Here is a 19,326-nt window from a genome sequence, read left to right as displayed (position 1 = left end):
TACTGTACATTTCTTTCTATTTAAGCAAAAAATCCTGCGATAATTGTACTTGATTGGTCATATGATAACGGGTTTATTCTGAAATTATTTTCATTACAGTGTCTTTAATCGTCCTGAAAGAATTTCTAAATTAATTGGCTTTCTTATCCATGCTGCAACGCCTACCTTCATCAAGTTTGTCAAATCTTCACTAGGAATCTCTGATGCAGTCATCAAAACAATTTTTGTAGTATGTATAATTGATGTATCTTTCAATGAACTAATAATTTCCAATCCTGTCATTTCTGGCATTTGGATGTCTAACAGAACTATGTCATATGCATCAGTTTTGATCATCTCTAGCCCTTTTGTACTGTTGTTTACAGTTTCAACTTCATAACCTTCAGATGTCAAACTGTCTTTTAACATATCTAAAATACTAATGGTATCATCTACTATCAGAACTTTTTTTGCCATTCTTTTCTAGTCTCAAAGTTTTCTAATAACCTTTTGTCCTAAAACAAATTCTCTATGGAATTGCATTTGTAAAAATTAATGTCTCTATTAAACCAAAAATGCTTATTGCTATTATTCCAATTATGAGGATTCTATTCACATCTTATTATATTGTTCTCATATTATATGAATATGATCTAATCATTTACTATTTTTCTCTAATTTTATCATACATTATTAGGAACTGATCTGGTTCTTTTTGCCTATATTGTTTTTCAAGATTTTGAATTTCTTTGTGAGATTTTGATTCTCCTCTCATGTCGTAATACTCTTTGATTATTTGTGAAGGTGTTTTTTGGATATTGTATTTTTGTAACGTCTTATTCACTGATCTTTTGCAAAGAAGATCATACATGGCAAATTTGTATACCAAATATCCAGTTAATCCCACAACTGCAACTATAATTATTGGAATTACAATTATTGATGCCATGATCTAGTTGTGTACTTTTGATATTTAATCCCTATTTAACACTAGGAATATTCTTTTTCATACACTGAAAACGGATTATCCAAAATAATGTATTTTCTACTTGATAGAACAGTCTTCATTTGTTCCTCAGTTAGTTTTGTTACATTATAACAACACATTACTGAAGATTCATCTATTACTTTTTGGTCTATAGTGTTACCCCATTTTTGATGTTCATCAAATACTCCTTGCTCTGCAAGCCAAGATGTCTCTTCACAAGCAATTCGAGTTTGTTCTTTTTTGTAAGAATCTGCCAAAACATTTAACAGAAAATCACTTACAATATTTGGTTGAAATTTTTGCTCTTGGATTAATTCATTATATGTAATTTGATGATGGCAATTGTATTTTTTTGGATTATTGGTAAAACAAGCAGTCATTGAATTTCGGGTATTTTCTTTATTGAGAAATTCATTTACAATTATGTCTCTTGTTTGATCTTGATGGAAAATTAAGATGCTGTGGTCTTTATGTTTGAGATTGTGAACAAAATCAATTGTTTCTTCTTTTGAATTGCAAATTTGCTTAAATCCTAACGCCTTTAGTTCTTCTACAGGATTTATCATGTAAACCCTGTCAGATTGAAAGTTATATTGATTTCTTCAAAATGATTTTCGTTAGTTTTTACTAAATTTTGTTTATATCCGTAAAATTTTGAACTTGTTTGCCCCGCCAACATTGCTAAACTGTGCAATCTCAAAGATTATCTTCAAAAAAGATGGATTTTCTTTTGATAACACAAATGTTTTGTTCTTTATGGATATGTCTTCAGATAAAACTACCCAAATGTTTTCTTTGTTTGGCTGAATTCTTTCTAACTGTGTGATTTTTTCTTCAATTACTTGTTTGTTTAATGATTTTGGAATGCAAATGAGTAGAGTCATTTTAGGATCTTTTTCTAGAGTTTTTACATCTGGAATTACAATGTCTAATTCTATTCCGTCATACTCTATTTTTCTCTGACTAGTCAATAATGCATTAGTCAACAAATAGTGCAAAATACCAGTAGCTAGTACTCCTACTGCTAAATCTTTTTCATCCATAGTTGTGATTTTATCATAACAATTTTCAATGATTTCACTAATCACCAAATCAAATTTTTTCTCAGTTATTAATTCCGGTATTGTTTGTGAATTTTTGATATAGTCAAACAGATAATCTTTGATTGGATTTACTTCTTCATCCATTCTTATCCTGATCATTCATGTGCCTTATATGAATAATTCATGTCTTTATTGCATACGCTTAAACTCTCTGCTCTGTAAGAATGTCATGGGTAAATCATTAGGTGATTACAATATCGAACGTTCTTCATCTACTGATCTCAAAAATATCATATGGACAAAAAAGAATCCTACAGATCCTGATAAACCAAAAAAGAAAAACAACAAACAAACTTCTCCAACAAACATCATTCATTCTAAAAATACAAAAATCATATCAAAAACTCCAAAAATTTTCAAAATTGAAGAAAAGATGAGTACGTCAAAAAAGAAAAAAACATCAAGTAAAGCTCAAAACTCTTCACTGTCAAACTGCAAAATAGAACAGGGTTACAAACGAAAAGCTAGATAATTTTATTCGTTATAGACATAACGTCTTTCGCCTCTGGATTCTGTTTCAGTTTTTACATCAACTAAACTGAATTCTTTCTTGGAGTGAAGCATTGAATCTTCAGGAGAAATTTTATTTTCGTGTAGTTCTTCATATTCTTCCCAAGTTAATTTTCGTCTCTCTCCGATTTCTGCTTCCAAGTTCATATTCTTTACAATCTGCTCAAATTCTGGTTGGATCACTCCGCTAAACACCATTGCACTACTTCCACTACCATAGGAACCAAATCCGACTCTCTTTCCTTCCAAATTGATTCCTTTTTGATATTCAAATTCTAAACTACTTCTAAATCCCAAATACAATGATGCAGTGTACAAGTTACCAATCATACTAGATGCAATTAATGAACTTGCAAGTTTTGATTCATACACTTCCTGGTATTCAGGAGTTTTTGTAAATAATTTTGTAAACTCATGATCTTTTGCCATAAATTCTTCATCTCCCAACACTGATTCAATAGTTCCACGAGGATCTTTTGGAACTGGTTCTTCCATTCCAATTTCTTGTAATATCTTCTTCCATCTTGGAAGCTGACGCCACTCATGTCTTACCAAATATGCCAATGCTTTCTTTCCCATGTTACTATATGGCAAGTGCATGTTGATGTAATCCATGTGGTCTAGTATTGTCTCCCCTGGTTCTATGTTGATTAGTCCTGATGAGATTACTTTTTTCTTGTATGCTTCAAGTGCTTTTCTCACCTGAATCATGTATAGCATGTTAGAGTATTGACCGTGAACTATAGGAGTCTCTTTTCCAAATGGCCTGTAAAAGTCATATTCATCTTTAATTGAAGTTGAGGTCACTTTGGGGTCAAATGCCAATAGTCTTGGTTTATCATTAAGAAGCATTACTACTGCTCCTGCACCCTGAGTCATCTCTCCACTAGATCCCATGTCATATTTTGCAATGTCTGATACAACTACCAGTGCATGTTTTCCTTCAGCTTCTCCTGCCCTAATCCAATTTGTATTATCATATAGAGCATAAGAACCACTAACACATGCAAATTTAGTCTCAACACCACCACAGTGCTCAAATGCGCCTTGACCATAAACCTGCTCTAGCATTCCGATGACATAAGAGTTCATTGCCTTTGACTCATCAAAAGATGATTCTGTTGAAACGTATAATCTACCAATATCTTCTGGGGATAGCTTGTTTTTTTGCATAATCTTCAAACAAGCATTTGCAGCCAAGATTGCAGGATCTTGATTAGCATCGACTATTGCCATTTGAGAAACTCCTAGACCTTTTTGTAATTTTACTGGGTCTAATCCTCTGGCCTTTGCAAAATCTGCGGCATCAATGTACAATCGGGGGATGTATATTGCAATATCGTCAATTCCAGCTGCCATAAGCTTGCCTCCGATAATTCACTAATAAGGTTAGCGGGTAAATTCTAGATAACTAGGAAGGGAATTTTGAGACTTTTTTTTGACTTGTTATGCCTATTTTGATCGCTAACTACGTTTTTCTAACTCTGTTTCAAAGACTCTTTGAAATGTGTCATAAGGTTGTGCTCCAAACAATCTTGTAACTTTGCCATCCGGTCCTATTACAAAAAATGCAGGAGTTCCAGTTAGTTCTAGTGCTCTAGCATCATCATTACTTGCAACAATAGTTTGAGAATGCTCACCATTTATCATACACTCAGACCATTTATCCACATCTAATCCAATCTCTTGTGCAAATCGTAACAAATTCTCTGATGATGCCCATCCATTATTTTCTCCAGTCCAATTATTATACAAAATATCATGATACTCCCAAAACATATTCTGATCATTTGCACAATGTGCACCATGAGATGCATTAATGGAATCAGGACCAATGATGTTGTAATCCTTGAAGATCATTCTAACTTTACCCGTTTCAATATAGTTTTTCAAAATATCTCCTTCAGTTGAATGGAAAAAGACATTGCAAAAATGACATTGATAATCTCCAAATTCCACTAGAGTTACTGGTGCATTAGAATCTCCCAAAATGGGCGAACCGTTACTCAAAAATGTCTCCATAGTTACTTTTGCAGGTCCTTCTGGCTGAACTGTTGGTGTCGGTTGCATTACTAGTTCAGGCTCATTATTTATTCCATCAAAACTCAAAAACACAATTACCAAGACAACTGCAGAAATTCCTGCACCTATTGCCAAAGATGGACCGTGTATCAATGGTTTCTGAGAATTTTTTAGCTCATTTAGTCTTTGTGCTATGGTGAACTACCATTGTCTGGTATTGCTCCCAAAGTAAACACCTGTAAAATTTTTGATGATGTTGAATCATCATCTTCAGCAGTAATGGTTACAGTTAGAGTTTCTTGGGGATATCTTTCAGGAATGTAAAATTCTGTCTCAAAGAATCCTTTACTGTTAGTAATTCCTGTTGTCGAATGGAATTCATTATTGTTTTCATCCAAAACAATTACTTTGATGTTGATATTTGGAATGAATCCATAGTTTTGATTAAAGTCTTTCAACTTATTTTGTTCTGGATCATATGTTTTAATTTCAATTGATGCAGTTTGTTTTGAATACACTCTTTGAGAATACTTTACTAAAATTTGCAAATCATCTTTCTTCTCTACTGTATCTTCTTCTTGTAATGACTTTTCTTCAAAAGATAACTTTACAAACTCTCCTCCAACAAAGATTATCCCTCGGGTTTTGATTTTTTCATTTAAAATTTCAGAATATGTGATATATGGAAACCCTTCAATGGTTTGTCCAGATACCCTGACTATGTTTCCGTTAAAGAACTCTCTTAACGCTATATCATTACTGATTGAAAATTCATTTTCAGCAGTGTTTATGATTCCTGTTTGTAAAAACTCAATATCGTTCACATCAACTTGAGCATATGCAAAACTTGTAGTGATTCCAATGCCAAGTATCAGGAATATGGATAGTATTTTGTTAAAATTCAAGTTATGATTCATTTTGAGGTGTTTATTTTATAAAGAATTTACTATACATACTATTGAGAGGGAAATTTTGGTCAACAAAGATGTTGTTCTGATAGTAGAAGACAGTCCAGCTATTGGAATGCTGTTAAAGAATTATTTAGAAAAGTTAGGTTACACACAAATCCACACTTGTGATAACGGATCTACTGCAATTTCCACTTTTACTGAACTAGTTTCTCAGGGAAAACAACCAATTGTGTTACTTGATTTCATGCTTCCAGATATGGATGCTCGTTCTATTCTTACTCAAATGCTTGAAGTAAAACCAGATGTTCGTGTAATTTTAGAAACTGCAACTGAAAAAGATGATGCAGGAATCAAAGAATTGATCAGATTAGGGGTATATCAATATCTGGAAAAACCAATTAGATTTGAAAATCTTCAAAGCATATTCCAAACTATTGAAAAAGAACAAGACTTTTTCTTAAAAGAATCAGAACAACAACAAATACAAAAACAAGAAGAGAAAAATCAAGAACAAAAATTTAACGAACAAATTGACTTTATTTTAAAATCTACACCTCAAATCACTTTAAACAAAATTGCTGGAATTATTGATACTGATGTGGACTCTGTTTCAAAATATTTGCAGCAATTAGAAAATAATGGAAAAATTACTCGTACTGAAGATAAAAAAGAGATTGCGTGTAATCAATGCGATTCTGTAAGAACATCTCAGATATTTTATTGTCCAAGTTGTAAGAGCTCCAATTTCAAACTAGGAAAATTAATTGAGCATTATGATTGTGGAAATATTACAGAAGAAAGTACCTATGAAGATGATCACTGTCCTAACTGTAAAAAAGAGATTAAAGCACTAGGTGTAGATTACCGTGTCATGAAGAATCATTACATTTGTAATAACTGTAAAGAATTCTTCCCAGAAATCTCAGTCGAATACCTCTGTTTGAAATGTGAAAACAAGTTTGCACTAGAAGATGCAAGATGGAAATCTAGCATAAATTACAAAGTAACTAGTATGTGATAATTCCATTTTTTACTAGATACTCTATTCCTTGAACAAACGTCTCATCATCAATGGAGCCATCTGCCCACCAACCTACATTGTTCTTTATCCAGGCTGGGATGATCTGATCATAAGAGCCTAATTGGGATTTTTCTGAAACTGTGATAATTTTTTCTTGTACTAGATACTCTATTCCTTGAACAAACGTCTCATCATCAATGGAGCCATCTGCCCACCAACCTGCATTGTTCTTTATCCATTCAGGAACTAGTTTGGAATCTATATTGATCATTCCAATTGGAACAATCTTGATTCCTTTGTCTTGAATTTTTTCAATTAGTAATCTTAATTCTGAAATTTGCTCTTCATTTATTTGATTTACATATGTTCCATCGACTACTGTTGAGAATTCTTGTGGGTGGGATGTAATTACTGCAAACCCATACGTGTATAATCCTTCAAGTGCATCAGACAGTGTCTTTTCGTGAGATGTTCCAACAAAGATATTTTGTTCTGGATCATATGCTCCTGTAGTGCTCATTTCGGGGAATCTGTACAATGTTTCGCCCTTTAGTGGGAATGGTGGAGGATCTCCATGCAACAGACTAGAACTAATGTGAGTAAATCCATTTTCAATTAAGACTTGTTTTGTATCTTCATTGAATCTATTTTGTGGAGGAATGAAGACATTTGGTTTAACTCCTACACTTTGCTGAATCTTTTCAAATGACTCTTTTAGTTTTTGATCTTGCTCTTCTAATGTAAATTCAGTAAATGGTGTATTTCCCACTCCGTGACTGGCAATCTCAAAACCTTTCATGTTTTTGCTCTCTGAGACAAATGTCTTCATCTTTGCATCATCTCCAAATGAATCTGCAATTATTCCGATTGTCAATGGAGTATTAGTATCAACAAATGTATTCATGTATTCTATCTGGACATCATTTAGCCAATAATCTTGTACGTCATCCAATCTAAATGCAATACAGTTACAAGATTCAATTTCTTTGAGAGTGTCTTCTACTGTTTCCATTTCTATGACTGGTTGAATTTTGAATATGTTGAAATGATTAATGTCTCCGACAATTTGAACATGAGTATCAGGCCAATTTCCATCATCATTAGGCATAATTTCAACAAGATATGTACCTGATTTTAGGTTCGAAAATTGAGCTTCTCCTCTAAAATTAACATCGCTTGATATAGACTCGTTAGTAAATTGATTCGTTATTGTTACTGTATGGGTTGGGTCGGATGATGAAATCTTTGTTGTAGCATCTTTGTATGGTGTGATTGTTATCAAATCTTCTACAATTTCAGGAATGTTTGTAACAATTTTTTCATCTCTTGTTAGTCCTGGTTGAAGTTTGATTGATTTTTGTGATTTTAAGAATAACTCTCCAAGATAAACATCTGCAATGTAATAGTCCTCAGGAATTGTTGTTGATTGAATCCAAAAACGCAGTGTTTCTCCTTGATTATTTGTAATTCCTTGTCTCCATTCTGTGTTGTCACTTGATTTTATTACTACTCTGGCACCTTCAATCGGAATTTCTCCGCCTTCATAGAATACATCTACTTTCAATCCACCTGATAATGGAATGTTGATAATGATTTCTTTAGAAGTATCATCTAATTGCACATATCCTACTCCCGCATACATCCCATTTGCATAAATTTCAATTTTGTACTTGTGATTTTCAGGAACTGCGATTATGTCAGGATTGTTCTCTAATTGTTTTTCTAAAAACACTTCTTTACTGGAATCTTGGTAAACAACTAGACTCATTCCGTAAAAATCTGCTCTGTCTCCATTTGTGTATTTTACTTCGACTTGAATTGTTTGAGAGTTTTCAGCATTTGCATTATCAAATCCAAATAATAGCAAAGGAACAATCCCGAATAGTAACAAATATTTCAAATTCATTTTATACTCCAATCCTCTTTGCACTTGTCCATGTAGCTTTTTTCTTTGTTAATTGTTCTATCATCGCTTTTAATAATAATGCATCAACAATTTGTTTAAATCCAAACACTAGAAATCCTGCATATCCTAATAGTCTCTGATCTTCTCCATCAATTCTTAATGCCAAGGCTGTCATCAAATAATGAACAACTGTAAAGATTAAGGATACCTGTAAAACAAACCACCAATCGCCCATGATTATGCCTATGATTGCATTTATTGTAGATGTAAAGCCAACAATTGGTGTAATAACCATGCCTAAGAAGAGATATGGTAGTGATAATTTCTGCAAGTATCCATATCTTGGATTAGTCAATGCATCTGAATGTCTCTTTAACACCTGAATATTTCCGCGATACCATCTCTTTCTTTGAGCAATAAAATCCCGTAACGTGTTTGGGGCTTCAGTATATGCAGTGGCCTTTGCACTCCCTTGAGTGATTAATCCTGCTTTGAGTAGTTTGATTGTTTGATCAAAGTCTTCTACAATGGTTTCTTTGCCATATGCTCCAGCTTCAGTCAGAAATGATTTTTTGAATGCCCCTAATGCACCTGGAACAATGGTAATTGAACCAAATACGTCAAATGCTCTTCTTACAATTTGAATTCCAGTAATGTATTCCAAGGCTTGACATTTTGTAATCCAGTTTTTTTGATTTCTAACTTTGATGTTTCCTGCAACAGCTGCAACGTGTTCATTTACTTCAAAACCCTTCACAATTTCTTTTAGTGATTGTCTTCCAATAATTGTATCTGCATCAACAATTACAATGATTTCTCCCGTAGAATACTGAATACCATAATTGATTGCAGTAGCCTTACCTCCGTTTTCTTTATGAAGTACTTTGATTTGGCCTTTGAAATTTGTCGCAATACGTAATGTGTTATCTTTACTTCCATCATCAACAAAAATAATTTCTTTTTTAGGGTATTTTGTCTCCAACAACCCCTCTATAGTATTTGCAATTACTTTTTCTTCATTATATGCTGGAATAATTATTGATATTTTTGGATATGATTTTACGTCTGGTTGAATATCTTCTCTATACTTACTAAGTACTGCCATTGGGACAAACAACATTGTAGACCAGAAAGATATGGTCATTGCCCATAGCAAAATAATTCTTACAGGTGACTCAAACAGTGAATATCCTTCATATGCAATCATTCCTGCAATTATGAATGGAGATGCGAGTAAGAATATCAAAAATACAGATGGTGCTTTAGTTCCAGGTTTGTTACGTGAATACAATTTTCCTGTTGCCCCAATCACATGATAGATTGTCAACCCTCCCCCTAATCCCATTGCAATCATGCTAATTGGTCCTAAAATGAAATAAACTGAACCTGCAAGTATTACAAAAATTGCTATAGTTAACACTAATTGAATTGGATCTTTTTTGACTTGCCTAATTTCTTGTATGACGTCTTTTTCTTTTTCTTTGTAATTATCTCCAAATGTTTGCTGAAAACAAATTTTATGATACCATAACTTATGACGTCTGACTGCCTTTTCATCTAAGTTAATTGGTTTTTGACACTGTTTGCATTTTACCATTTCTGGATTCAAAAATATCGTTTTGTCTTTTTTTAGAATTGGGTCTTGTTTTTTTACCCCTTCTTCAATTACTAGGTCGTTGACTCCTAAAATTTTTTCCAAATACACTTTATCTGAATTTGTGATTTCTCTGTCATTTTCAATTACTTTGAGTAAATACTGATTTCTACCCCAATCTCCGGCAGAATCTTTTATGGCTTTAGTTAATTTTGTAATTACAGAACTTTTGTCCAATTTTTAATACTGTTAATGATGATTTTGTTGTTATATGTGGATTCGTCATCAAATTTCTTCTTCATGTCTATTTTTTGAACTAATCTAAATAAATGGGACAGGATTAGAAATTTTATGAAAAAAGTCTTTGTTAATGGATATGGTTCTATTGGTAGTAGAATCACTGCTTTTCTCAAAGATGATCCTGAGATTACAGTTGTTGGTGTAGGAAAATACTCTCCAGATAACGATGTTAATGTTGCAATTTCTCGAGGATTGGATGTTTATGTGCCTGAAAAGAAATTAGATGAATTCAAAGATTACAAAATTTCAGGCTCGATTGAATCTGCTTTAGACCAATCTGATCTTGTTATTGATGCTGCCCCTGGTGGACATGGATACAAAAACAAGAAAAATCTGTATGAGCCCCGTAACCTTCCTGCAATTTACCAAGGCGGAGAATCTACAATGGGTGATGAAGCAGTATCTGATTTGTTGTTTAACTCTAGGGCAAATTATGATCTTGCAATCGGAAAATCACATGTCATGCAGGGAAGTTGTAATGTCACCGGAATGGGAAGAATTCTTGAACCATTAAGAGACAAGTTTGGAGATGATTTGATTCGATTTGATGTTACACTAGTTAGAAGATGGGCAGACATTGAACAAACTGAGAAAAAATTATCTGATACTATAGAAATGACTGAAAAACCTCACCATGGTGATGATGTAAAATTGTATTTTGGAAAAGATGCACCATTGTATGTTAGAGCAATCAAAGTTCCAACAAGACAGATGCACTTGCATATTATGGATATTCGATTCAAAGGAACTGCACCAAAGCCCTCAGATATTCATGAATTATTTACAAATGAATTTGGTGTTGCAACATTATGGACTGCAAAGGGAACAAAAGATGTTAGAGATTATGCTCAAAACATGGGCTTTAACTTTACAGATACTAACATGATTCACATTCATGCAAACATGACCACTTCAATTGGAGACACAGTTCAGATGATGTATTCAGATGATCAAACAGGTATTGTTATTCCTGAAAACCATATGTTAATGCAAGCAATGTTATTTGAAAAATCATACTCTGAATCTTTTGCCCATACTGAATCAATATTTCATATGGCTGAAAAGAAACAAAAATTACAAGAGCATTTTGCCAAAAAAGACTAGTCTCTAATCCGCTCTATTCTAACTTCTTTGGGCATATTCTTTCGTACTTTTTCTACAATAATTCTCAAAGAATCAACCTCTATCTTATCTCCTGATTGAGGAATGTCTTGTAATCTTTCATGTAGTAGACCATTTAGAGTTCCATAATCATCTCCTTCTGGGATGGATGTTTTGAAAATTTTATTTATTTTCTCAATTTCAATATCCCCATTTGCAATTATTGTGTCTTTGTCAACTGATTTGTAATCTGCTGTTTTTATTGCATCTGTTTCATCTTCAATATCTCCGATAATTTCCTCAATCAAATCTTCTAAAGTAACTAGTCCTTCCACTCCTCCATGTTCATCAATAACTATTGCCATGTGTGTTTTTCTTCCTTTCATCTCTTTGAGTAAAGAACTAACCATTTTTTCTTGTGATGCAAAAACGGGTTTTCTTGAAAGCTGTTCTAATGTAACCATCTCTTTTTCTTTTTCTAATTGCTGAAGAATGTCTCTTACATGAACAAACCCTACAATATCATCTTGAGTTTCGCCAAATATTGGAATTCTTGAATGTGTGCTTTGATTGATTGCAGGTAATGCTTCAAACAATAACATCTTTGCAGGTAACATGAACATTTTTGTTCTAGGGGTCATGACTGTTCGAATCACCGTATCATCAAATTCTAGTGCACTATGAACTAGTTCACTTTCATCTTTTTCTAATGCTTTATCTGCAAACCCTTGTTCAACTATTCCTTTAATCTCATCTTCTGTAATTGGAGGCGCATAATAACTGCTGCCTGTAATTTTTACCATTCCTCTTGTGATGATTTCAAATAATTTTACTATTGGCCAGAATGCATAACTGAAAACTAACAATACTGGAGCAAAACGTAAAGCAATTTTTGTTGCATTTGCATTACAATATGTTTTAGGTGTAATTTCTCCAAAAACTAAAATTAGAAATGTCATAATTCCAACGGCGATAGCCAATCCATCATCTCCAAACATCCTAAGTGCTACACTTGTAGCTAATGCAGATGATCCAACATTTACCAAATTATTTCCCAGGTTTACACTTGACATCATCCAGCCTGGATTATGTTTTAATTTGTAAAGTGCTTCTGAACCTTTGATTTTTTGTTTCTTTAATTGATTTACAGTAGAATTTCTTGTTCCAACAAGTGCCACCTCTAAACCACTAAAAAATCCTGAAAGCCCGATAAGAAATCCTAATGCAGTAATTTCAACCCATAAATCTACCATGATTTCTCTCCGAAAATTTTCTTAGAACAACAATGTTGTTTTTCCATTTAGTATTTTTGCACCATCTCTTTGGTATTCTCAATTTACAAAACTGGGATTTAACCTTTCAGATGTCAAAAACATTCTATCTAACACGTGTATAAAAAACGAGGCTAATTCTTTGGAGGTTTTGCAAACTTGTTTTGGGGGTTATTGTGATAGTCTACTGGAAGCATTGCATCTTTTTGTCTACCAGTAAGAATTCCAACTACGGTGTCGTCTTTCTTTATAATTCCCTCATTCATTAACTTCTTGACTCCAACTACAGATGCACCTGATGCCATTTCACAATCAAAACCATTGAGGCCTACCACGGACATTCCATCAAGCATCTCTGAATCAGAAACAGTTGTTACAACTCCATTTGTAAATTCAAGTGCACGCAAACCTTTCAAAATATTTGCAGGTCTGCCAATTTGAATTGCAGTAGCTTTTGTTTTTGGCCTAATTCCTTTTGCATCTAAATCATCATAATATCTTGTAATTAATTCAGTGTTTGGTTTTCCTTTATTCCATCTTAATTCTTCTCCTTCAAATTTACCATTGTACAAATCAGATAATGTACTTGCACCTTCTGAGTTTATTACTGCAATTCTTGGAATTTTTTTAATCCAACCCCACTCGTATAACTCCATCAATGCTTTTCCACAACTAGATGTATTTCCTAATGCTCCGCCTGGATAAACAATCCAATCTGGAACTTCCCAATTCAAATATTCTAATGCTCTAAATGGAATTGTTTTTTGTCCTTCAATTCTAAATGGATTAACAGAGTTTACTGTATATCCGTCATGATTCTGTGCATCATCTAATGATTGCTTTAGAGCATCATCAAAATTACCATCAATCTCTAAAATTTGAGCTCCAAATTGATATGCTTGACTTAGTTTTCCTGGGGCAATTTGTCCTGCAGGAATGTATACATCACAATCTATACCTTCATTTGCTGCAAACATACCTGCAGATGCTGAAGTATTTCCAGTAGATGCACAAACAATCTTTTTTGCACCTACCATCTTTGCATGTGTTACTGCAGTAGCCATTCCATTATCTTTGAAAGAACCACTTGGATTGTATCCTTCAGGCTGCAACCATAAATTATCATTTGAAATTCCTACTAATTCTGAAGCCTTTGACATGTGGTAAGGCTTTGATAGTCTTCCTTCTGCACCATCAAGTGAAACCAAAAATTTTGAACACTCTTCAATGTTTTCAGTATTAATTTGACAAAAATTTAGTAATTCTCTAAATCTCCAAACTCCACTTTCATTAAAGATATTTCCTTGAGAGTTTCTTCTATCGTAAAAAACTTCTTTTAGACTTTCAGAAGGTGTGTGTTTGTATTTTACATCAAGTAAATGCCCTTTTTCACATTGTACATTTGTACTCTCAATTGCATATTCCAAACCACATTGTGGATCAATACATTTGAGATATGCCTCTCCTTGCATAGTCATTACAAAAAATTATGATAATTTAAAGCAAATGTGTAATTTTTACACAGCTCAAGCTATTTTTCCTAAACTTTAGATTAGATGTCTTTGGAAATTTGTTGTGGTTACATACAACGAATATTTGAAAAGCATTCTCTTACAAATCCTTGAATCCCACAAACATCTTAAAGAAATTAATGATAAACCTGGAGATCTAGATGCTATTAAAAAAGAATTACTTAAAATCAATGGATTTTTGAAAGTTGTTTCAAACAAAATCGAGGATAGTAAAATTCCTCATTCTGACTTTAAACCTCTAAAATCAAAATTCAGAAATTATTTAGAAAATTACTCATTTGAACAAGAAATTGAAACAATGGCCCCTCTTTACCAGGACGATGTTCATAGAGTAAAAAATATGAGATTGAAGATTTTAGAATCCCTTGAGGATAATAAGATGATGGAAGATGTAAAGGAGTTAGGGGATAAGATTTGAGTGAAAAGAAATGTGTGTTATGTGGATGCAAAGATCATAAATTATTTGGTTGTAATCGACACATGTCTAAGAATTGCAGTTGTTTTAAAGAAGAAAATTAATTTAAAATTATTTTCGTTTCGGTCCGGATCTTTCATGAAAATTCAAACAGCATTTACATTCTTTTTCAAGACATTCTGATTCAGAATGATGGCCACAAATCCCACATTCACAACTTCCAGACATAATGTATGTTGTTTTATTTAGAATATAATTTATCCCCCAAATTTTTATGAGTTTAAGGTCAAATGAGATTATTTTTTAGATTTTGATTTTTTCTTTGGTGTTTCTTTTCCTTCTAATTCCTTCTCAATTTCTTCAGCTTTACTATCTACTGCTTTGATAACTTCTTGAATTAATCCGTCAAGATCACTGTCTTCTACTTCAGGTTCTACTGTGGCTGCAATTTCATTTATGGTGTTTGAAATTTCTGCACTGACATCCTCAAAACTCTCAGGATCTTCATATGTTGAATTGTAGAGGTTTTTGAGGTTATTTACATGTCCTACAATCTGATCTGTTATCACAATTTTGTAATCAGTACCATTCACATCAAATTCTTTTGAACTCATGACATTTTTCGAATTCTTATCTTTATAATGTTTTTCAGAGAAAAATGATTGATGCTTAGAATACTATGTAGTCTAATGCAGAGGCATCACTGATTAATCGTGTATGCTTTGAACCTACAACATATCCGTTTTTGATATCTTCTGCAGGGATCCATCTATTAGTGGAGGTATAATGTCTCTTTTCTTGTAATTCTCTTTCTATTGCCTCCACATCAAATTCTCCTTCTTCTACTTCTTGTGTTGTGAGATGTTTTATGGTTATCAGAATCTTGGTCACTTTTACCCTGTCACCAAACTTCCATTTCATGGGGGTGTTTCATCAGATACTTCTAACACTTTAATTTTCATTTGCTTGTTTCCAAACGCATCATGACTGATCAGAGTCTTTTCATCGGTGAATTCTTCAAAACTGATTCTTGAATTCACTTCTGCATCAGAAGCAGTTTCTAAAAGGGCTGCTGAATTAATCTCGGTTGATGGTTTTTCATCATAACTTGTTTTGATGCTAATTTCAGGTAATTCTGTTTCGGAGTCATGTTCTTCAATTGGTTCTGAAACCTCTTCAACAGATTCTGCAGGATTTTTAATTTTTTGAATTCTTTTAGTTTCTAATTCCCACTGTAATTGGGCTTCTTCATCTTTTTTTACTTCAGACAATGTATTTGATTCTTGTTTATTCTTTAAAAACGATTTGTAGGTTTTACGAAATTAGGCACTATTTACGCTGCTTTGTTTTAAAAGGCATATTACATTCTTGAAGATTGAGTTCTTTTCTCGAACCGTCTATTTTAGCATAAATTTTTCCTTCATATGTGCACACACAGTCAGTAATATCTAATGTTTCATCCCAAATTTTGTAAAACTCTCTTAGTTCTCGACTTTCGTATTTGCCTACTCCCAATCTTTTCTTAGATAGAAATTTGAATGCTAACAATACCTGTCTTTTTTTGTAAATGTCAAACGTCTTTACCCATTCCAAACATCTCTCAATCTGATCAAATGGAACTGGTAGTGAAGTACTTGTTCCAGATTTTGCCTCAATGGTAAAAATTGTGCTATTTTCAGTATTAACTGCCAAAACATCAGGCAAAGCAATACTGGGAGATCCTAATCGAAATGCCTTCCAATTCGAAGCACTGTTGAATCTTTTAACCAATGTGTCTTCCCATTGATACCCTCTTTGTCTACGTGTTTTTGCAGCTTTTTGATTATTCGTTTTAGTTTTTTTTGATAATTTTGATACCGTTATTATTTTTGAACGCATGTCCTCTATTTCCTCTTTTTAGATATAGTAAGGTGGGTAATTACATAATACCCGTTAAAATTCATTGAGTTTTTCGTTTCATATTTGTGATTGACAATACTAGCGAAGGAATGTGGGTAAAACAATATTAGCCTTGAGAAAAAATGTGGATTATGGTACAAAAGAAAAAAGATTTGAAACAACGCCAAAATCTTCAGTGCCATTGGCATTGTCCTTGTGATGATTGTCAAAATGATGATTCATCTTACTAAAATTCGATATTTCATAAATTTTCAAACACTTTATCTAAATACAACAAGATTTCAAATAATTTATGTCTGAAATCATAATTGAAAAACTACTTGAACAGCGCGATTTTTACCTAAACACGCTAAAACAATTAGAATTTCAATTAGTAATGGATCCTTTAGAAAACGAACTTGAAGAAATTGAAACATTACAAACCACTACTGTTGATCAACTAAAAAAAGTTGAACAAGAAATTGCTTACCTTTCATCCAATAAATCATCTTAAACTACAATGAGTTTATCAAACCCTTGTTTTTACAAAATTCATGTTTGATGAGATTATTCAAAACCTTGTTTTAATTAAACGGGATTTTGCCAAAAATTATTCTGGAAATGCCCATATTCAGGAGCTATTGCCTGCCTCTAGTTCTGAGAAATTTCCATTTGAAGAAAAACATTTGAAATCTCTTCATGAATTTGCAGAAAAAAACCCCATTTACTCCAATTCTTTTGAAGAAAAAATTTTGGGTACTGATTGTGTGATTTACGAAGGTGACATTAACGATTATTGGTTAAACAGTATCAAACATGGTACAAGTTGTCAGCCATTTTATCCTACTTGGATGATCTCTGCATATTTGATGGTATTAATTGCAAAAAAATTGGGCTATGAGGAATTGGTAGATATTGGTTCAGGAGATGGACGAATAGCTTTTTGTGGAAAAGTTTTGGGATTCACACCACACAGTATTGAAATCGATGATGGTCTTGTAGAATTACAGAAATTAATCTGTAAAGAAACAAATCAAAATTTTGATCCACATTGTGAGGATGCACTGGAATGCGATTATTCAAAATTTCAATTAAAACATCCTGTATTTTTCATTGGAGGTTTACCTCAAATGGGAGGGGATGTGTTGGCAACAAGTATAATTGATAAAATAAAATCACTTGAACAACTCAAAACATCTACAGGATTAGTGTTTGCAGGAACTCATTCAAAACGACATTTGTCTGGAAACTTGACGGACGGCGGATGGAGTTCATTAATCCAAAATCATGATTTACAAGTGTTAGATACAGTTTCTCTTCCAACTGTTTGGACATTTGATCAAACTACTGAAACCCCTTACATCTATACCCGATTTAATTAATCTCAAAATAGTAGTTGCCTTTTTCAATTCCACATTTTGAGATTTTTACTATTTGATCAATATGAGGCTCAGTAGACATTTTTGCCATAATTTTAAATGAATTTTCAATATCCACAATGCAAAAATAATCTTCATTTTGACTAGAAAATTCAATTATTTTACCTTTGAAATCCCCTTCCTTCAAGGATGTTTTGGCCATACATTTACTGCAAAATTCCGTAGGAGGCCATACGATTTTCTTACAAACAGTACACTCAGGAATCAAAAAATTCCCTTTGGAAAGCTCTGACTCAAAACTCATTTTTCTAACACCAAAATTGTTGAAGATGTTGCTGCGGCTGACATGTTGTGAACTAGGCCGACATTTGCATTTTCTACTTGTCTATTTTTTGCATTGTGTTGTAATTGTTGTGTGATTTCAATTGTTTGTGCAATTCCTGTTGCTCCAAGTGGGTGTCCACACCCTATCAGTCCTCCACGGGGATTAATCTTAAGATTATTTGTCTCATAAAGTTCTTTGACCAGCATCGAGCCTTTGCCCGGATTAGATAATCCAAGTGCTTCTAAGGCCATTGGCTCACATACAGAAAAGGCATCATGTACTTCTGCTACATCAACGTCTTGAATTTTTTTATCTGCCATCTGTAATGCTGCATGAGTTGCTGTTTTGGTTGATTCCATAGAATAAAATGATTCATTTTTTGTAAATCCTGCAGAAATTGTTTTTTGTCCTATTCCAGAAATCCAGATTGGTTGTTCAGTAATTTTTTTCATAATGTTTTCTGATGCCAAGATAATTGATGCACTTCCAGTACATGATCTTGAACAATCAAGCAATCGGATATCTTTGGTGATTTTTTTGGAATTTATAACATCTTGAACAGAATACATTTTTTTTGAAAGTGCGTTTGGATTATTTTGAGCTTGTTTGTGATTTTTCACTGAAACCATTGCCAGTTCTTCATCAGTTACAGAGAATTTGCGTTTATAGGAACTCGTAAAAATTGATGCCCAAAATATTGGATGTTTAAATTCTCCTCTAGAATTATCCCACTCTAAAATCTGACCAGGACTATCATATCTTTCAGCACCACTTACCAATACCATGTCTGCCAAGCCTGAGGCAATGTACGAATATGCCGAAACTATGGAATTGGTACCTGAATTACACAAATTCTCTATAGAATGAGCAGTTTTTGGTTGAATTTCAAGGGTTTCAGACAAAACAGGAGCTAAATATTTTGAATTGTTATTTGTGGATACAAGTACTGCATCTATCTCGTCTTTTTGTATATTGAGATTGTTCTCAAAAAGGTTTTTGGCAGATTCAAAAAGTACTGTTTCTATTTTTTTGTCTTCTTTTGTAAATGGAGTGATTCCATATGCTGCAATTCCTACCTTGTTCATGTTTAT

General features: G+C 33.1%; 23 protein-coding genes. 6 read left to right on the top strand and 17 right to left on the bottom strand.

Translation table 11 applies throughout. From position 1 onward, the window contains the following. Window positions 1-93 precede the first annotated feature (93 nt). The 4 genes from Nisw_RS00650 to Nisw_RS00635 all read right to left on the bottom strand — a co-directional run bounded on the left by Nisw_RS00650 (window position 94) and on the right by Nisw_RS00635 (window position 2,154). Entirely contained in the window at window positions 94-456 is a 363-nt protein-coding gene (locus Nisw_RS00650; RefSeq protein WP_141975598.1) for a response regulator, read from the bottom strand. A gap of 187 nt (window positions 457-643) precedes the next feature. Then, window positions 644-928 (bottom strand): hypothetical protein, encoded by a 285-nt coding sequence (locus Nisw_RS00645; RefSeq protein WP_141975596.1) that lies wholly within the window; start codon window positions 926-928, stop codon window positions 644-646. A 41-nt stretch (window positions 929-969) separates the two neighbouring features. Beyond that, complete coding sequence (locus Nisw_RS00640) at window positions 970-1,533, bottom strand: hypothetical protein (protein ID WP_141975595.1); 564 nt, start codon at window positions 1,531-1,533, stop codon at window positions 970-972. A gap of 72 nt (window positions 1,534-1,605) precedes the next feature. After that, on the bottom strand, window positions 1,606-2,154 hold the full coding sequence (locus Nisw_RS00635; protein WP_141975593.1) for a hypothetical protein: 549 nt from the start codon (window positions 2,152-2,154) through the stop codon (window positions 1,606-1,608). A gap of 85 nt (window positions 2,155-2,239) precedes the next feature. Between Nisw_RS00635 and Nisw_RS00630 the strand changes: the two genes are divergently transcribed. After that, on the top strand, window positions 2,240-2,542 hold the full coding sequence (locus tag Nisw_RS00630) for a hypothetical protein (protein ID WP_141975591.1): 303 nt from the start codon (window positions 2,240-2,242) through the stop codon (window positions 2,540-2,542). A gap of 2 nt (window positions 2,543-2,544) precedes the next feature. Here Nisw_RS00630 and Nisw_RS00625 read toward each other — a convergent pair whose 3' ends face one another. The 3 genes from Nisw_RS00625 to Nisw_RS00615 form a co-directional block, all read right to left on the bottom strand. Further along, on the bottom strand, window positions 2,545-3,939 hold the full coding sequence (locus Nisw_RS00625; protein WP_141975590.1) for a hydroxymethylglutaryl-CoA synthase family protein: 1,395 nt from the start codon (window positions 3,937-3,939) through the stop codon (window positions 2,545-2,547). Window positions 3,940-4,044: 105 nt separating this feature from the next. Beyond that, entirely contained in the window at window positions 4,045-4,755 is a 711-nt protein-coding gene (locus Nisw_RS00620; protein WP_141975588.1) for a DsbA family protein, read from the bottom strand. Window positions 4,756-4,793: 38 nt separating this feature from the next. Next, the gene (locus tag Nisw_RS00615) at window positions 4,794-5,507 is read right to left on the bottom strand and encodes a hypothetical protein (RefSeq protein WP_255430793.1); all 714 of its coding nucleotides are present in this window, start codon (window positions 5,505-5,507) and stop codon (window positions 4,794-4,796) included. A 67-nt stretch (window positions 5,508-5,574) separates the two neighbouring features. Here Nisw_RS00615 and Nisw_RS00610 point away from each other — a divergent pair, with 67 nt between their 5' ends. Then, window positions 5,575-6,531 carry a response regulator gene (locus Nisw_RS00610; protein ID WP_141975586.1) on the top strand — a complete coding sequence of 319 codons (957 nt, stop codon included), beginning with the start codon at window positions 5,575-5,577 and terminating at the stop codon, window positions 6,529-6,531. On the opposite strand, the gene Nisw_RS00605 is transcribed toward Nisw_RS00610, so the two are convergent. Then, on the bottom strand, window positions 6,521-8,440 hold the full coding sequence (locus tag Nisw_RS00605) for a polysaccharide deacetylase family protein (RefSeq protein WP_141975584.1): 1,920 nt from the start codon (window positions 8,438-8,440) through the stop codon (window positions 6,521-6,523). The genes Nisw_RS00610 and Nisw_RS00605 overlap by 11 nt on opposite strands. Before the next feature lies 1 nt (window position 8,441). Next, on the bottom strand, window positions 8,442-10,271 hold the full coding sequence (locus Nisw_RS00600; RefSeq protein ID WP_141975582.1) for a glycosyltransferase: 1,830 nt from the start codon (window positions 10,269-10,271) through the stop codon (window positions 8,442-8,444). A 114-nt stretch (window positions 10,272-10,385) separates the two neighbouring features. Between Nisw_RS00600 and Nisw_RS00595 the strand changes: the two genes are divergently transcribed. Continuing rightward, window positions 10,386-11,438 carry a type II glyceraldehyde-3-phosphate dehydrogenase gene (locus tag Nisw_RS00595; RefSeq protein WP_141975580.1) on the top strand — a complete coding sequence of 351 codons (1,053 nt, stop codon included), beginning with the start codon at window positions 10,386-10,388 and terminating at the stop codon, window positions 11,436-11,438. On the opposite strand, the gene Nisw_RS00590 is transcribed toward Nisw_RS00595, so the two are convergent. Both Nisw_RS00590 and Nisw_RS00585 read right to left on the bottom strand, forming a co-directional pair. Beyond that, complete coding sequence (locus tag Nisw_RS00590; RefSeq protein WP_141975578.1) at window positions 11,435-12,688, bottom strand: hemolysin family protein; 1,254 nt, start codon at window positions 12,686-12,688, stop codon at window positions 11,435-11,437. The two genes, Nisw_RS00595 and Nisw_RS00590, sit on opposite strands and share 4 nt — an antisense overlap. 152 nt (window positions 12,689-12,840) lie before the next feature. Continuing rightward, entirely contained in the window at window positions 12,841-14,178 is a 1,338-nt protein-coding gene (locus Nisw_RS00585; protein ID WP_141975576.1) for a threonine synthase, read from the bottom strand. 103 nt (window positions 14,179-14,281) lie between these two features. Between Nisw_RS00585 and Nisw_RS00580 the strand changes: the two genes are divergently transcribed. Further along, window positions 14,282-14,656: a hypothetical protein gene (locus Nisw_RS00580; protein WP_185736632.1), complete on the top strand. Its 375-nt coding sequence runs from the start codon at window positions 14,282-14,284 to the stop codon at window positions 14,654-14,656. 293 nt (window positions 14,657-14,949) lie between these two features. Here the strand turns inward: Nisw_RS00580 and Nisw_RS00575 are convergent, their stop codons facing one another. Genes Nisw_RS00575 through Nisw_RS00565 form a run of 4 tightly spaced genes read right to left on the bottom strand, consistent with a single transcriptional unit; the run spans window position 14,950 to window position 16,531 of the window. After that, a complete protein-coding gene (locus Nisw_RS00575) occupies window positions 14,950-15,267 on the bottom strand; it encodes a hypothetical protein (protein ID WP_141975574.1) in 318 nt (105 codons plus the stop codon). Window positions 15,268-15,322: 55 nt separating this feature from the next. Then, window positions 15,323-15,574 (bottom strand): hypothetical protein, encoded by a 252-nt coding sequence (locus tag Nisw_RS09355; protein ID WP_255430792.1) that lies wholly within the window; start codon window positions 15,572-15,574, stop codon window positions 15,323-15,325. Further along, window positions 15,571-15,924, bottom strand: coding sequence for a hypothetical protein (locus tag Nisw_RS09350; RefSeq protein WP_255430791.1), 354 nt, complete (start codon window positions 15,922-15,924; stop codon window positions 15,571-15,573). Before Nisw_RS09350 ends, Nisw_RS09355 begins: the two co-directional genes overlap by 4 nt. A 58-nt stretch (window positions 15,925-15,982) precedes the next feature. After that, window positions 15,983-16,531 (bottom strand): resolvase, encoded by a 549-nt coding sequence (locus Nisw_RS00565; protein ID WP_141975572.1) that lies wholly within the window; start codon window positions 16,529-16,531, stop codon window positions 15,983-15,985. Window positions 16,532-16,844: 313 nt separating this feature from the next. On the opposite strand from Nisw_RS00565, the gene Nisw_RS00560 reads away from it, so the two are divergent. Both Nisw_RS00560 and Nisw_RS00555 read left to right on the top strand, forming a co-directional pair. After that, window positions 16,845-17,045: a hypothetical protein gene (locus tag Nisw_RS00560; protein ID WP_141975570.1), complete on the top strand. Its 201-nt coding sequence runs from the start codon at window positions 16,845-16,847 to the stop codon at window positions 17,043-17,045. 40 nt (window positions 17,046-17,085) lie between these two features. Beyond that, the gene (locus Nisw_RS00555) at window positions 17,086-17,913 is read left to right on the top strand and encodes a hypothetical protein (RefSeq protein WP_141975568.1); all 828 of its coding nucleotides are present in this window, start codon (window positions 17,086-17,088) and stop codon (window positions 17,911-17,913) included. On the opposite strand, the gene Nisw_RS00550 is transcribed toward Nisw_RS00555, so the two are convergent. After that, a complete protein-coding gene (locus tag Nisw_RS00550) occupies window positions 17,906-18,214 on the bottom strand; it encodes a hypothetical protein (RefSeq protein ID WP_141975567.1) in 309 nt (102 codons plus the stop codon). The genes Nisw_RS00555 and Nisw_RS00550 overlap by 8 nt on opposite strands. Continuing rightward, entirely contained in the window at window positions 18,211-19,320 is a 1,110-nt protein-coding gene (locus tag Nisw_RS00545) for a thiolase family protein (RefSeq protein ID WP_141975565.1), read from the bottom strand. The genes Nisw_RS00550 and Nisw_RS00545 overlap by 4 nt, the downstream gene beginning before the upstream one ends. Window positions 19,321-19,326: the final 6 nt, after the last annotated feature.

Source organism: Candidatus Nitrosopumilus sp. SW (assembly GCF_006740685.1).
GTDB lineage: Archaea > Thermoproteota > Nitrososphaeria > Nitrososphaerales > Nitrosopumilaceae > Nitrosopumilus.
The sequence above is the reverse complement of the archived record's forward strand: the minus strand, read 5'-3'. Positions and strand labels throughout refer to the sequence as shown.